Annotated in this window: 19 protein-coding genes; 4 read left to right on the top strand and 15 right to left on the bottom strand. The window is 41.4% G+C overall.

Translation table 11 applies throughout. The features are described from left to right. Nucleotides 1-180 precede the first annotated feature (180 nt). The gene (locus tag LC091_RS11825; RefSeq protein ID WP_226682234.1) at nucleotides 181-1,098 is read right to left on the bottom strand and encodes a proline dehydrogenase family protein; all 918 of its coding nucleotides are present in this window, start codon (nucleotides 1,096-1,098) and stop codon (nucleotides 181-183) included. 277 nt (nucleotides 1,099-1,375) lie between these two features. On the opposite strand from LC091_RS11825, the gene LC091_RS11820 reads away from it, so the two are divergent. From LC091_RS11820 to LC091_RS11810, 3 genes are all read left to right on the top strand, one after another. After that, the gene (locus LC091_RS11820) at nucleotides 1,376-1,657 is read left to right on the top strand and encodes a hypothetical protein (RefSeq protein WP_226682231.1); all 282 of its coding nucleotides are present in this window, start codon (nucleotides 1,376-1,378) and stop codon (nucleotides 1,655-1,657) included. Nucleotides 1,658-1,674: 17 nt separating this feature from the next. Next, nucleotides 1,675-2,013, top strand: a complete 339-nt coding sequence (locus LC091_RS11815) for a spore coat protein (RefSeq protein ID WP_226682230.1) — start codon at nucleotides 1,675-1,677, stop codon at nucleotides 2,011-2,013. A gap of 202 nt (nucleotides 2,014-2,215) precedes the next feature. Further along, a complete protein-coding gene (locus LC091_RS11810; RefSeq protein ID WP_226682228.1) occupies nucleotides 2,216-2,860 on the top strand; it encodes a hypothetical protein in 645 nt (214 codons plus the stop codon). A 186-nt stretch (nucleotides 2,861-3,046) separates the two neighbouring features. On the opposite strand, the gene LC091_RS11805 is transcribed toward LC091_RS11810, so the two are convergent. From LC091_RS11805 to LC091_RS11785, 5 genes are read right to left on the bottom strand one after another with little or no spacing between them, the layout of a single operon-like run. Then, nucleotides 3,047-3,298 carry a YusU family protein gene (locus LC091_RS11805; RefSeq protein ID WP_226682227.1) on the bottom strand — a complete coding sequence of 84 codons (252 nt, stop codon included), beginning with the start codon at nucleotides 3,296-3,298 and terminating at the stop codon, nucleotides 3,047-3,049. A gap of 46 nt (nucleotides 3,299-3,344) precedes the next feature. Further along, nucleotides 3,345-4,097, bottom strand: a complete 753-nt coding sequence (locus LC091_RS11800) for an IucA/IucC family C-terminal-domain containing protein (protein ID WP_226682225.1) — start codon at nucleotides 4,095-4,097, stop codon at nucleotides 3,345-3,347. Further along, complete coding sequence (locus LC091_RS11795) at nucleotides 4,094-4,912, bottom strand: ABC transporter ATP-binding protein (RefSeq protein WP_226682224.1); 819 nt, start codon at nucleotides 4,910-4,912, stop codon at nucleotides 4,094-4,096. The genes LC091_RS11800 and LC091_RS11795 overlap by 4 nt, the downstream gene beginning before the upstream one ends. A gap of 17 nt (nucleotides 4,913-4,929) precedes the next feature. Then, nucleotides 4,930-5,985 (bottom strand): FecCD family ABC transporter permease, encoded by a 1,056-nt coding sequence (locus LC091_RS11790; protein WP_226682222.1) that lies wholly within the window; start codon nucleotides 5,983-5,985, stop codon nucleotides 4,930-4,932. Beyond that, the gene (locus LC091_RS11785) at nucleotides 5,982-6,986 is read right to left on the bottom strand and encodes a FecCD family ABC transporter permease (RefSeq protein ID WP_226682221.1); all 1,005 of its coding nucleotides are present in this window, start codon (nucleotides 6,984-6,986) and stop codon (nucleotides 5,982-5,984) included. Before LC091_RS11785 ends, LC091_RS11790 begins: the two co-directional genes overlap by 4 nt. Nucleotides 6,987-7,164: 178 nt before the next feature. Between LC091_RS11785 and LC091_RS11780 the strand changes: the two genes are divergently transcribed. After that, a complete protein-coding gene (locus LC091_RS11780; RefSeq protein ID WP_226682219.1) occupies nucleotides 7,165-8,151 on the top strand; it encodes an ABC transporter substrate-binding protein in 987 nt (328 codons plus the stop codon). A gap of 70 nt (nucleotides 8,152-8,221) precedes the next feature. Here LC091_RS11780 and LC091_RS11775 read toward each other — a convergent pair whose 3' ends face one another. The 9 genes from LC091_RS11775 to LC091_RS11735 form a co-directional block, all read right to left on the bottom strand. After that, a complete protein-coding gene (locus LC091_RS11775) occupies nucleotides 8,222-8,980 on the bottom strand; it encodes a (S)-benzoin forming benzil reductase (protein WP_226682217.1) in 759 nt (252 codons plus the stop codon). Between the two features lie 15 nt (nucleotides 8,981-8,995). After that, nucleotides 8,996-9,451 carry a site-2 protease family protein gene (locus LC091_RS11770; protein WP_226682216.1) on the bottom strand — a complete coding sequence of 152 codons (456 nt, stop codon included), beginning with the start codon at nucleotides 9,449-9,451 and terminating at the stop codon, nucleotides 8,996-8,998. Between the two features lie 153 nt (nucleotides 9,452-9,604). Further along, nucleotides 9,605-10,387, bottom strand: a complete 783-nt coding sequence (locus LC091_RS11765; protein ID WP_226682214.1) for a sulfite exporter TauE/SafE family protein — start codon at nucleotides 10,385-10,387, stop codon at nucleotides 9,605-9,607. Nucleotides 10,388-10,545: 158 nt separating this feature from the next. Further along, a complete protein-coding gene (locus tag LC091_RS11760) occupies nucleotides 10,546-11,673 on the bottom strand; it encodes an MBL fold metallo-hydrolase (RefSeq protein WP_226682213.1) in 1,128 nt (375 codons plus the stop codon). Between the two features lie 48 nt (nucleotides 11,674-11,721). Further along, nucleotides 11,722-12,273: a sulfurtransferase TusA family protein gene (locus tag LC091_RS11755; protein WP_404819681.1), complete on the bottom strand. Its 552-nt coding sequence runs from the start codon at nucleotides 12,271-12,273 to the stop codon at nucleotides 11,722-11,724. A gap of 30 nt (nucleotides 12,274-12,303) precedes the next feature. Further along, on the bottom strand, nucleotides 12,304-12,600 hold the full coding sequence (locus LC091_RS11750) for a rhodanese-like domain-containing protein (RefSeq protein ID WP_064098870.1): 297 nt from the start codon (nucleotides 12,598-12,600) through the stop codon (nucleotides 12,304-12,306). Nucleotides 12,601-12,628: 28 nt separating this feature from the next. Then, on the bottom strand, nucleotides 12,629-12,985 hold the full coding sequence (locus LC091_RS11745) for a rhodanese-like domain-containing protein (protein WP_226682409.1): 357 nt from the start codon (nucleotides 12,983-12,985) through the stop codon (nucleotides 12,629-12,631). Between the two features lie 15 nt (nucleotides 12,986-13,000). Continuing rightward, nucleotides 13,001-13,477: a DsrE/DsrF/DrsH-like family protein gene (locus LC091_RS11740; protein WP_010196750.1), complete on the bottom strand. Its 477-nt coding sequence runs from the start codon at nucleotides 13,475-13,477 to the stop codon at nucleotides 13,001-13,003. 39 nt (nucleotides 13,478-13,516) lie between these two features. Then, nucleotides 13,517-13,744 (bottom strand): sulfurtransferase TusA family protein, encoded by a 228-nt coding sequence (locus LC091_RS11735; RefSeq protein ID WP_226682211.1) that lies wholly within the window; start codon nucleotides 13,742-13,744, stop codon nucleotides 13,517-13,519. Nucleotides 13,745-13,890: the final 146 nt, after the last annotated feature.

The following is a 13,890-nucleotide window of genomic DNA, read 5'->3' as shown; positions in this document are numbered from 1 at the left end:
ACAGTTGATCTTCGTTCCAGGCGCTTCGCTTTCCGCGGGCGGTCCGGGAGCCTCCTCACTTCGTTGCGGGGTCTCCCCTGTCCCTTCCTCCCGCAGGAGTCTGCGCGCCTTCCACTACGATCAACTAAGTTTCTGCATTCCTTTTAAAAAATAAGAGCGTGCATTTCGCACGCTCTCTTATTATTTCTTGATGATTCCTTTTAGGACGAACGCGACGTTTGCTGGGCGTTCTGCTAGGCGGCGCATGAAGTATCCGTACCAGTCTGTGCCGTACGGAACGTATACACGCATTTTGTAGCCTTCTTTTACGAGTTCCAGTTGTCGTTCTGGGCGGATACCGTAGAGCATTTGGAATTCAAATTGATCTTTGGAGATGCCATGTTTTTTCACAAGTTCTTTTGTGTATTCTATCATCGAATCATCGTGAGTCGCTACAGCTGTGTAGTTTCCGTTTAAAAGATGCATTTCAATGATTTTCTTGAAGTTATCATCCACATCTTTCTTTTCTGGGAAAGCTACTTCCGGCGATTCTTTGTAAGCGCCTTTCACCAGACGAAGATTAGGACTATATTGATTCAGGTCTTCCATGTCTTTAACCGTTCTGTACAAGTAAGCTTGGATAACGGTACCGACATTATCATATTCTTCTCTCAGCTTTTTGAAAACGTCGATAGTTTTTCCGCAGCGGGAGTAATCTTCCATGTCAATCGTAACAAATACACCGTATTCCTTTGCAGCATCAAGGATTCTACGCATGTTTTTCATCACAACTTCTTCTGAGATATCAAGACCCATGGATGTCATTTTTAAAGACAATTGAGAATCAAGATTTTCGGTGCCGATTGCACGAATCGCTTCAATGGAGTTGTCTGCCATTTCATTCGCTTCTTTTTCAGTGTCAATAAACTCACCCAAATAGTCAATAGTGACACAAAGGTCTTTTTGATTAAGTTCTTGGATACATTTTACCGCTTGATCAATTCTTTCCCCTGCAACAAAACGGCCAGCACCGAAACGCAATCCGTACTTTCTTGCCATTTTAGTTAATGACTTGCTTTTAGATAGATACAAAAATGTATTACGCATTACCTGTTCCATTTAAAATTCCTCCCGCTTCTTCTTGGTGTCCCTCTCCGATTGCTTTATTCTATTTTTCTGAAATTTATAGTAAACGCTTTCATTGAGTGTAAAAATAAAATTACACCCTCATTTTATCATCTTTTCAAATTTTTGAATACAAATTATTTGTCGGGAAATAGTGCTGATTTTTGTCACATTTTTAAGCTTTCTGAGGATGAAGAATTTCCTTGTGCGTACATATTTTCTTGCTAAAAGGTTACTCTACATTTGATAGATTATGATAGGAGGTCGTTGTATGCAACAGCAACAACCACAGCAAAATACTACTCAGCAACCCGGCAATTATCCACAACCGCCAAATGTAGTTACGACAAAAGATTCTTTATACTTTGCAGATATGCTTTCTTGGAATTTACTTGCAATGAAAAAAGCGCACTTTTTTGCAAGTCAATGCCAAGACCAAGGAGTCGTTACTGCTATTGAAAAAGCAGGCCAAATGCATCAGAGACATTACCAAAAGATTTTGACTCACTTACAGGGGCAAACTCAAATGCAGCAACAACAGCCACTACAATAGAAAGGAGAATAACCTATATGAATCAACAGAAAATCCAGAACCCTGAATCGCAGGTTGCCAAAACACCGCAAATGAATGAGCGCGATTTTATCAATGATATGCTGGCTACGGAGAAATACATGACCGATTCTTATTGCACTGCATTAAATGAAGCAAGCAACCAGCAAATCTACACAGACCTGCTTGCAATTTTTAATGAAACTCAAAATTGTCAGCGTGAGTTGTACAATGTGATGTTCCAGAAAGGTTGGTACGGACTAGAGCCGGCTGATCAGACGAAACTTCAACAGGAATATCAACAGTTCCAGGGTTACACAAACCAGTTTCCTTATGGAAATAACGGGATGATGCAGTAAACTGATTAAAGCAACGGATGAAGCAGAGAATTGCCGCTTCTTTCGTTGCTTTTTTGTTTTTTAAGGTATTTTTCTAATTCGTATCTTCCCCTCTACCCTTGAGCATATCATCCGAAACCCGAAACTTTTAAACAAATGAAAATTATTCCATTTATTTGTGGTAAAATTAAACAAAATATTCATGTTTCTAGGGGGGAAATATGTGAAACGTGTAGTCACATTACTTTTGGTAGGAGTATTATTTAGTGGTTGTTCTAATACGGATATGCATCAAGAAAAAGTTACAAAGTTGGAAAACGAAATAGCGGAAGCTTATGCGCAACTAGAAGAGAAAGAAATAGAGATAGAAACGCTTTCCCAACAACCTGCGGAAGAGGAAACTGGAGAATTCATCACAATTCCTAAAGTTCAAGTCCCTCTTCTATGGAGAGATGTTGATGCACAACTTTGGGATTACTTGATAGATGATTCGCTAGCAAAAGAGAACGGCTGGGAGAAAGGCGTTACAAATTGGCGGGAGTGGGATGGCGAATATGACCAAGCTTTGGGTAGTGCCAATCAAACTTGGGATGCTCCTGGGTTGCTATTGAATGCATGGATGTTGGACGTAGGATTAAGCAGTGGACTTGGTATGGATGTGTGGGAAATTAACACAAGGATTGATGTTAAGGATGATGTAATAGCAGAGGGGTATATCATGAGTTATGGAATGCGCGATGATTCTGTTGGGGGCAGCGATATAAAGCTCACGATGTTGAAAGAAAATGACTATTGGTATGTAGAGAAGGCGGAAGTTCGTTATAGGTGTTCTCGCGGGGTTAGTGAAGAAGAAGATCTCTGTAAATAAATATTGAAAATGGCTTTAATGGAAAAATGGTTTCTTAGAATGGATATATTGAATTTACAATGGATAAGTTGCCTTTTGCAATGGATATATCTGTTTGACAATGGATATCAGGACAAAGCCGAGTTTAACTCGCACCTCAAAATTTATAGAGCCCTGATTTGCAAGCTTGCAATCCAAGGCTCTTTTTTATTTCGCGCTTTTTGCACGGTGGGCGTCATTTAATTCTTTTATTTCCTTAATAAGTGCCATCATATCTTGCTTTGCGTCTGGGTATTGCTCATTCCAATGCTTAACAAGTGGTGGCATTGATTTTGCGATATATGTATAGAGCACCCATGCTTTCACATTTTCCTTGTGCTCTTCTGTCGCTTCTCCTAAAAGAAGCTCCGTGTACTTTTCTAACAGACCGTCCAGTTGCTGATTGAGCTTTTCATTCATCAGTCGAACCTCCCCTCAAGCTTTTGTTCCATTATAGTGAAGTCAATCACACATTACAATTCAATGGACAGGTAGAGCATCGGGCTCCTTCACTGTTGGTTTTATAATAGTAGCAGCAGGTAGTTCGCATTCTCATTTCAGCTTGGTGCAGTTCTACGAAGGTTTTCGGTTTATAAAACGTTGCTACTGGATTTCTTTTCATTCCAAACAGCACTGGATCCGCCTCAAGCAAGCTTATAAAATCTTCTTCTTGATATGGTGCATGCAACTCTTGGTTAGGAAGAATGGACTCATACATCCAGTAGATATAAAGCACTACATTTTCCCATAATGTCTGGCGGGATACCTTTGCCTCTTTGGACATACGTTGAATCAGCAGATAAAACACTCCGTTGAAAAGATCATTAAAATGCTGAACTCTCCATTCCTCACGCGTTTCAAAACCCGTGACCTCCACCGCTTGCACCTCTGTGTAACGAAGCTTCGGCAACCACACATCATTTTCCACATAAGAATCAATCCAAATGTTGGCTGGGTCCACTTTTAACGTTTTATTAAATGCCGTCATGGAGAGCAAACAGTTTACCGCGAGAAATCCCAATCTCTTCATGAGAAGGGATGCCGCAACATCCATTTCGTCTGTACCCAATGCAGCCTTAACCTTCATCAAATATTCTTCCGTTCCGTCATGAATAAGTGAATAAAGAGAGATAGTATCCTCTACCTCTGCCTCCCCTGCTATAAAACGACAACTCTCTTCAAGAAAACGAAATTCCTGTTTAGTGAGCGTACTCATCATGCTCTTAGCCCTTCGAGATTAGGAACCAAGCATCTGCCGCGACCATGCGGGATGCATAAAGGTGTCCCAAACAGTGGATCTGTTGTTACTTGGCAATTCATGTCAAACACATTTTTGACAAGATCGCAGTTGATTACTTCTTCTGGTTTGCCTTGTGCATAAATCTGCTTATCTCGGATGGCAACTAAATGATGAGCATAGCGGCAAGCAAGGTTAAGATCATGAAGAACCATGATGATCGTACGGTTTTCCTTTTCATTCAACTCAAATAGAAGGTCGAGAATTTCAATTTGATGGGTAAGATCTAAATAGGTTGTCGGTTCATCCAATAAGATGACATCCGTTTCTTGTGCAAGCGTCATCGCAATCCATGCACGCTGGCGCTGCCCACCAGATAGGGAGTCGACCGTTCTTTCTGCAAATTCCTCCATACCTGTTGCACGAAGCGAATCCCAGACTACTTTTTCATCATGTTCCGACCATTGCTTTAACCATGATTGATAAGGATAACGGCCTTGTTTTACCAGTTGAAGCACGGATAACCCCTCTGGTGCAGTTGGTCCCTGTGGAAGGATGGCAAGTTGCTTGGCGATTTCTTTTGTGGATTGGCCGGATATAGCCTTACCTTCCAGGAGCACATTTCCTTGTCTTGGCTTTAATAAACGAGCAAGCGAACGAAGCAAGGTGGATTTTCCACAGCCATTTCCACCGATAAAGACCGTAATCTCCCCTTTAGGGATTTGCAGATCTAATTCCTCTATAATGATGGATTCACCGTATGATAAAGTTAGTGACTGGGTTTCTAAAGCATTCATGTTACTTCCACCTCTCGTTAAGAATTTCTCGTTTTATAAAGTAGATAAATAAAATATGGTGCTCCAATTGATGCGGTAAATACGCCTGCCGGAATTTCTAGTGGCGAAAACAAGGTTCTGCCAATTAAATCAGCCAGCATGACAAGAAAGGCTCCGATAAATGCGGATGTGGGGATCAGCACTCCAAAAGAGGAGCCAACAAGTCTGCGCGCGATATGAGGAGCCATTAGACCAACAAATCCAATTCCTCCAGCAAATGCAACTGCCCCACCTGTCAGAGCTGTACTCAGGAAAAGCAAGCCCATTCGGTGTTTATTGACCGCACCGCCTACTCCTGTTGCCACTTCATCTCCAAGTTCTTGTATATTCAATTGCCTTACTGCCATTATACTTACAATAACAAGTAAGACAGTCCAAGGTAATAAAATTTTCACATGACTCCAGTTTGAGCCATACACAGTTCCGGTAATCCAAATGTTCGCTTGGCTTGCACGATAAATTGGACCAAGTATCATAAATAATGTTGTTAAAGCCTGCATCAATGTGGAAATCCCTATTCCAATCAAAACAAGCCTGATTGGTGATAATCCGTTTTTCCACGCAAGCGAGTATACAAGTATCGCGATGGCTGTCGCTCCGACAAATGCACTTAATGGCAGCCACTGAATGCTGACAATTAGTGAGCTGTTGCTGTCACTGAAAAGAGCGAGAAACAGGACAACCGCTGTTGAAGCCCCGCCAGTCAATCCTATAATATCAGGAGATGCGAGCGGATTCCGAATTATGCCCTGTAAAATGGCCCCGGCAACCGCTAGCGAAATTCCGACAAGTAAAGCGATGATAATTCTCGGCAGACGGAAGGATTGGACAACGAGCGTTTCCATCGAGTCCCCTTGGCCGAAGAATACTTTTAAAACATTCCATGGAGAGATTTTCATATCCCCCATACCTGTACTTAAAATAAACAAAGTGATGACTGCGAGTGCTAAACCAAAAATAGTAAGTATCGCTTTTTTATCCATAAAGAAGGATAACCGACCTTTTCCAAGTCGAAACGTTTTATAGTTCTTCATTTTCCATGGAACCCCCTTCTCGCAATATAAATAAAGAATGGAGTTCCAATTACAGCCGTCATGACACCTACAGGGACCTCTTGCGGCATAATCACATAGCGAGCTCCAATATCCGCTACTAACAAGAGAATACCACCTAATATCCCGCAGTAGGGTGCCAGCCAGCGATGGTCGTTACCGACTAGATATCTCGCAACATGCGGAATAACTATTCCGATGAAAACAATTGGTCCCGCTATCGCAACCGATCCTCCTGCTAGCAAGATGATAATGATCGCGGCCGTTATTTTTAGTAGGCCGATTTTCACACCAAGACTTGTTGCAACGTCATCTCCCATTGCAAGCAAGTTAATCTTCCTTCCAATAAAAAAGGAAGCAAACCATGCAACTGCAATATAAGGAAGAACGGCATAAACCATATCAAGACTTCTGCCCTGAACAGAACCTGCCAACCAGAAAAGCACTTGATCAAGAGCAGTCTCATTCACAACGAGCAACCCCTGTGTGAGAGAAGAAAACATAGCTGCAAACGCCGCACCGGCAAGGGTTAGCTTCATAGGAGTCAGCCCCTCACGCCCAAGTGATCCGATAAAATAAACCGCAAACGCAGCAAGTGCTGCACCCGCAAAAGCAAGCCAAGTGTATGTTTGTAGAGATGAAACAGAAAAGAAGGAAACCGCGACTACCACAAAAAAGCTAGCTCCCGCGTTAATTCCGAAAATCCCAGGCGATGCCAAAGGATTTTTGGTCAACGCCTGCATCCAAAGTCCTGCAATCGCCAAGCTTCCTCCAACCACTGCTGCAATAATTGCCCTCGGCAGACGAACCGATTGAACAATGATATGTTCATTTGAACCGTCGAAGTTGCGGAATGCCTCGATTGCGAGTGAAAAGCTAGTATCTGTATATCCATATATGATGCTTGCCACAAAGCTAAATGATAATAGAAGAAACCCGATTATCAATCCAAATACTTTGTGAGTTTTTTTACGAAGTAGCATAATGTGTACCTTCAATCTATATATCTTTTTATCTACATATAAGTTTAGGAGAATTAAAAGGAAGTGTCAATGACTTTGAAAATCATTCTCATGAAAGTATTGACAATCATTCTCATCCGGAGTACTATTTATCTTGTGAATGAAAATCATTATCATTAGTATACGGGGGCTACATATTATGTTGAAAAACAAAAAGATTTTTTCTTTATTTTTACTTACTTTAGTCACTTCACTTGTTTTAGCGGCTTGCTCTGGCAACAATAGCAAGAATGCTGGGCAAGAAGAAGATGCTTCAGGTGATACTCCAACGGAAGATACTTCTTATGAAGTAGAGCATGCAATGGGTACGGCTAAAATTGAAGGAACACCAGAAAAAGTAGTTATTCTTACAAACGAAGGTACAGAAGCATTGCTTGCAATGGGTGTAAAACCTGTCGGGGCTGTTCAATCTTGGTTAGGCGACACTTGGTATGACCATATCAAGTCTGACATGGAAGGCGTAGAAGTTGTTGGTACTGAAAGCGCGGTAAACTTAGAAGCGATTGCGGCACTTAAGCCGGACTTGATCATTGGTAACAAGCTGCGTCAAGAAGATGTATATGAGCAACTAAATGCAATTGCACCAACAGTTTTTGCTGAAACGTTAAAAGGTGACTGGAAAGAGAACTTTAAGCTTTACGCAAAAGCATTGAACAAAGAAGATGAAGGTCAAAAAGTAATGTCCGACTTTGATGCACGTGTAGCTGAGATGAGCGAACAACTTGGTGAAAAGAAAGAGCAAGAAGTTTCTATCGTCCGCTTCACAGCTGGAGATGTTCGTATCTACCATAAAGATTCCTTCTCTGGAATCATTCTAGATCAACTTGGATTTGCTCGTCCGGAATCTCAGGATGTTGATGACTTTGCTGAAAAAAATGCAACAAAAGAAAGAATCCCTGCGATGGACGGAGACGTCCTTTTCCACTTCTCTTTTGAGACTGGTGACGGAGAAGCAACAAAGATCAAGGATGAGTGGTTAGAGGATCCATTGTTTAATAACCTTGAGGTTGCGAAGGCGGGAAATGTACATGAAGTAAGTGACGCTGTATGGAACACAGCTGGTGGCGTACTTGCAGCAAACCTTATGTTGGATGATATTGAGAAAGTATTTTTAGGTGAAGAATAATAATGTGGGAGCTGGCACTTAATGTGTGCCAGCTCTTTTTATTGAAAAAGCACACCGATAAGTGCGCTTCTTAAATAAATTCCTTTATATCATAGACTCTTCCGTTTTCAACCGTACTTGAGAATATGAGATCTAACATTTTCTCAGCCACAAAAGACGGACTTCTTAATTGGCCTTCTTCATGATAGTTCTTGAAAGTCTCAACATTACTGAAGTCTTTTTCATCAGAGCTGCGAATGATTCCTTGCATTTCTGTGTCCATAATTCCGGGAGAAAAAGAAAGAATGGTCGTCGGATGTGCAGCTTGGCTTTGCTCTACCCCTACCGATTTTGTAAACATATCGAGTCCAGCCTTTGTCGTGCAGTAAGTGTTCCATCCATGAATCGGGCGGTTGGCAGCACCAGAGCTAATATTGACGATTACCTTTTTGCAATCCCACTCTTCAGTAAGCCGGATAAACTCATTGGTCATCAGCATCGGTGTAAGGAGATTTAGGTGAACTGCCTTTGTCATGGAGGTTTCGTCCGCTTTCCCCGCAGGCTTAATCGGATCGACCATACCGGCGTTATTGATTAGATATACACCTTCTGCCTGAACGTCTTCTTCAATTTTAGATAGAAGATATTGCACAATTCCAGTTACTCGTTCATGCTTGCTTAAATCCTCTTGTAAAAAAGTAAATTCTGCTCCACTCTCTTTTGCAGCGAGTTCCAGGTCCTTATTTTCACTTCTGGCGATACAAATCAGATGATGGTTTTCTTTTAGTAGTAATTTAGCTGTGGCTTCTCCAAGTCCTTTGGAAGAGCCTGTTACGATAAAATAGTTCATTATTACACTCCCAATCTATCCGTTTTTTACTAGTTTGATTAGTGAAGACGCAATCTGCCATCCGTCCGAACATTTTTCTCCCCATTTAAATGGAATAAGATTCACGCTACCAATCCAAAGGCTGAAATAGACAAACAAGGCAGAAAAAGAAAATTCAAATGGGGTCCAAAAAGGAAGAACCAATAAGATTGATATTATGTTAAAGAGTGGCCCGCCAAAGGAAATCCAGACAATCTCTTTGTGGGATAACTCCCTTGTCAGATCATTACTAGAGTACCCTCCCAAAAACGGAATAATGTTGATCCTAATCTGAGTACCCTTTAAATGAAAGTCCACAATCTTAGGTCCTATGCCGATCCCAATCTCCGTTTTTTTCACCTTATGAAGTTTTGCCATACTCACATGACCTGCCTCATGAATCAGGTGGACAAGCGGTACGACTACGTAGAAAAACATCAAAGTATCAAGCATACCAAGGCAACCTTCTTTTTAAGTCGTTTGTTTTATTATACATGAGCAATCAGCTGTATTGGAGGAATTTGGTGTAGAAAAAAACTCCTGTCGGGGTCAGACCCCGACAGGAGTTTTCATCTTTGTCTCGAATACACTAAAGTTAAGACATTATTAGATTATATCCAACCATATCTTAATCGTAGTTGCTAATATCAGTAATGCCAAAATCCACTGCAACACTTTCGTATTCATCTTCTGTCCAAGTTTTGCACCAATTGGGGCCGCGATGATGCTCGCGATGACCATGACAATTGCTGGTACCAATAGCACCTGGCCAGTCGTAATCTTTCCTACGGTACTACCTATAGAAGAGATAAAGGTGATTGCAAGTGAAGATGCGATGGTCATACGTGTAGGAATCTTTAATACAACAAGCATGATAGGGACGAGCAAGAATGCCCCTGCCGCTCCGACAATACCGGAGCCGATACCAACGATGAACGCCAGGACAGCAGCCAACGCCTTATTAAAGGTAACTTGATCTAACGGTATGTTATCAATGCCTTTTTTGGGAACGACCATCATAATAACAGCTATAAGTGCAAGAATACCGTAAACCATGTTAATACAGTCTGCGCTCATAAGGCGAGATCCATATCCTCCGATAAAACTACCAATCAGGATACTTACTCCCATATATATAATAAGGTCTTTATTCAAATAGCCGCCTTTGCGGTAGGCCCATACACCTGAAATGGTGGCGAAAAACACCTGCACCGCACTGACACCGGAAACCTCATGCGCTGTGAGCGCAGTAAGACCAAGCATCGGCGGGATATATAATAACATCGGATACTTAATAATCGAACCTCCGATACCAACCATCCCCGACACAAACGAACCGATGAAACCTATCGCAAACAAAGCTACAAGCCACATAACATCAAATTCCATAAAGCATCCCTCCTTCTAGGTTGAGGGGGTTTCGACACAAATGCCAAAACTCCTAGAGGGGTCTGACCCCTCTTCTGAACTTTTTTAAATATTTTTCCGCCCTTCGACACGAAGGGCGAAATTCCTTTGAGGGTCTGACCCCTCTTCACAATTATTTTTTACCCATGCACCGCGCAACGGTTTGGGCCGATTTCCATGTCGCGTTGTTCGTCTTCGGTTGGGTTAATTTTGCCCATGTTTAGTTGGCGGATTTCTTGGTATGCGTTTGGTTGTGGTGGCAGGTTTTCGGAAACGAGTTTGCGGAATTCCGCTTCGTCTTCAATGTTTAGGCCTGCATTGTTTTTAAACAAGTCTCCTAAACGTGCTGCCACTAGGCCACCTTCGCCTACCTCGGACATTGTACCGAAGTGAGCTGGTAACACAACAAGATCATCAGACAACTCTTTGTAGCGAGAGTAAAGTGTTTCGCGAAGATCTGCTACCCAGTCTTCTGCTTTTCCAGCAAGGTCCGGACGGCCGATTGATTCTACGAATAGGATGTCACCACTTAACAAGAAACGGTTATCCACGACAAATGATGTACTTCCGATTGTGTGACCAGGTGAGTAGATTGCCTGTACAGCAACCTTTGTTGTACCAACTGTGATTTCGACTCCATCTTCCAAAGCTGCATAATCAAATGTTACTTCTTCTGCATCCTTTGGAGGTAACCAGTACGTCGCATTCGTTGCTTCACGAAGCATGCGTCCACCGGAAATGTGGTCTGCGTGTAAGTGTGTGTCAGCCACATGTACCACTTTCAATCCTTTAGTTTCAGCAAATGAAATGTATTGATCCACCATACGTGTAGAATCAATGATCATTGCAGAACCATCAGATTCAACAAGGTAACTTAAGCAGCCTTTTCCGATACGAACGAACTGCCACAATGTACCGCCATCTGTTAGATCTGCTACCTTAACTGGCTCCAAATACTCACTCCAAGCCTTCATTCCGCCTTGCAAGTAAGAAACATTTTTCACGCCAGCTTCTACTAACATCTCACCAACAAAAATAGAAGAGCCTTCTTTTGCACATACAACCAATACATTTTCAGATGGAATTTGGCCTAAGATTTCTTCTACGCCATCCATCAATTCAAAGTAAGGTACATTCTTATGCTCAACAGATGCGCCTTCAATTTTCCAATCAGCAAATGCATCTTCGTTTCGCACATCTAAAATAAATAATGATTCATTAGCCAAAATCTTTTTCGTTACATCTTTTGAAGTCATTGCGTTTAACATGAATAAATACCCCCTATGGTATAATTTATTTTAAAAAAATTTAAATCCTTAAGCTGTTGGACCTTCCCACTTGCTCATTCCTGGGACAACATTCTTTACTTTTGTAAAACCTAGTTCTGTTAATTTTTGTGCAGCCATATCACTACGGCTTCCTGTACGGCAAATAACATACGTTTCTTTTTCTTTGTCTAATTCAGCAATTCCACCTTCTAAATCACCTAATGGAACGGAAACTGCACCAGGAATGTGTCCGAATGCATATTCGGCTGGTTCACGAACATCCAATACCGTAATTTCCTCTTCTAACTTAGCAGCCAACTCTTCGTTCGTTGCAACATGAGGATAGGTTTGTTCTTCTTTTTCCTCTTCTGATCTTGCTTTACGGATATAATGCTTCAGCACATCGCCTTCTTCTAATGTACCTAAATATTGATGGCCGATTTTATCTGCCCATGCTTTAATATCCGCTTTTGAACCTTTATCGGTTGCTACTACTTCCAAAACTTCTCCAGATTCAATCTGGTCGATCGCCTTTTTCGTACGTACGATTGGCATTGGACATGCCAATCCTTGTGCATCTACAGTCAAGTTTACATTCATCAGTAGGTCATCTCCTTTTATGAAAAATATTTATTCAACGTTACCTTCCCACTCAAGCATTCCGCCAACCATATTGATGACGTCAAAACCTTGGGCTGCCAAGAACATGGAGGCCTTTCCACTTCTTCCACCTGAACGACAGACCATGAAATGTGTTTTAGACTTATCAATATCTTGCGTACGGAACTCTAATAAACTTAACGGGATGTTCACCGCTTGTGGGATCTTTCCTGCAGCTACTTCCTCTGCTTCCCGTACATCAATGATCGATACCTGCTCACCTGCAGCAAGCTTTGCTTCTAATTCCTGTGGTGTAATCTCTTTCATGTTTGACAGCTCCTTTTCTAATTAAAAATTACCAGGCATTCATGCCACCTTTTACATTAGCAAGCTTCGTAAATCCTGCTTTCTTCAATTGCTTCACGGCTGCATTACTGCGCATACCGCTTTGACAAATGACAATAGTCTCTTTATCTTTAGAAAGTTTATTCATGCTGTTTCCAATGGTGTTCAAGGGGATATTCTGAAACTGTCGAATGTGATTCCCTTTGTATTCCATCGGTGTACGAACATCAATGAACTGTTTGTTCTTATCGTTTAATTCCTGTTTTAATTCAGCCGTTGTTATCTGACGGACACCGGCAGTCGGCTTCATTCTGCTGATTAAAAAGACCACTGCCAGCCCCATTAAAATATAAGGAAGAAACTCCATCAAGCCACACTCCTTTTAGATGAATAAGTTAACATTACCTTCAGAAGCATCGCCTAAATATGCGCCAACCCCTGCGTACTCAATTCCGTCGATCATTTCTTCGTGCTTCAAGCCAAGTAAGTCAACCGTCATTTGGCAGCCTACTAGTTTAACATCCTGTTCTTTTGCCATTTCAATTAAGCTTGGTAAAGATTGAACGTTATGCTTTTTCATGATGCCTTTAATCATTTTCGGACCCATACCAGCCATGTTCATCGTAGATAATGGCAACTTGTTCGCTCCGCGTGGCATCATTTTGCCGAACATTTTTTCAATAAAGTTCTTTTTGACTGGAACAAGCTCCTCTTTACGAAGTGCATTTAAGCCCCAGAATGTGTGAAAAATTGTTACCTCGTGATCATATGCTGCAGCACCGTTTGCAATAATATAAGCTGCCATCGCTTTGTCATAATCACCGCTGAAAAGTACAATCGTTGTTTTTTTCTTTTCCATGAAAAGATCCTCTCCTTTTGGTTATTGTTATATCTGTCGTTACGCTTTTTTAATATAGAAAGTAAATACGTCGTTTTCTTCTTTCATGTCCAATAACTCGTTTCCAGTTGCTTTACACCATGCAGTAAGGTCAGTTTTTGCACCTTTATCTGTAGTGATAACCTCTAAAATCTCACCGCTGTTCACTTCATTTAATGCTTTCTTCGTTTTCACCAATGGCATTGGGCAAGCTAATCCTTTTGCGTCTAATACTTTGTTTACATTCATGTGTAATTCCTCCTATTTTTTACCCCTGGGGGTATATTGTAAGTTAAAAAAATATGGTTTATATCTTTATACCTGGTAGGGTATATTTTACTTTAAAAAAATAGTGGGTAGTTCTAAATACCCTTAGGGGTATAATGATATGCAAA

It is taken from the genome of Sutcliffiella horikoshii, from assembly GCF_020524325.1.
GTDB lineage: Bacteria > Bacillota > Bacilli > Bacillales > Bacillaceae_I > Sutcliffiella_A > Sutcliffiella_A horikoshii_D.
Note: the sequence above shows the minus strand (reverse complement) of the source record. Positions and strands in the feature narration are given on the sequence as shown.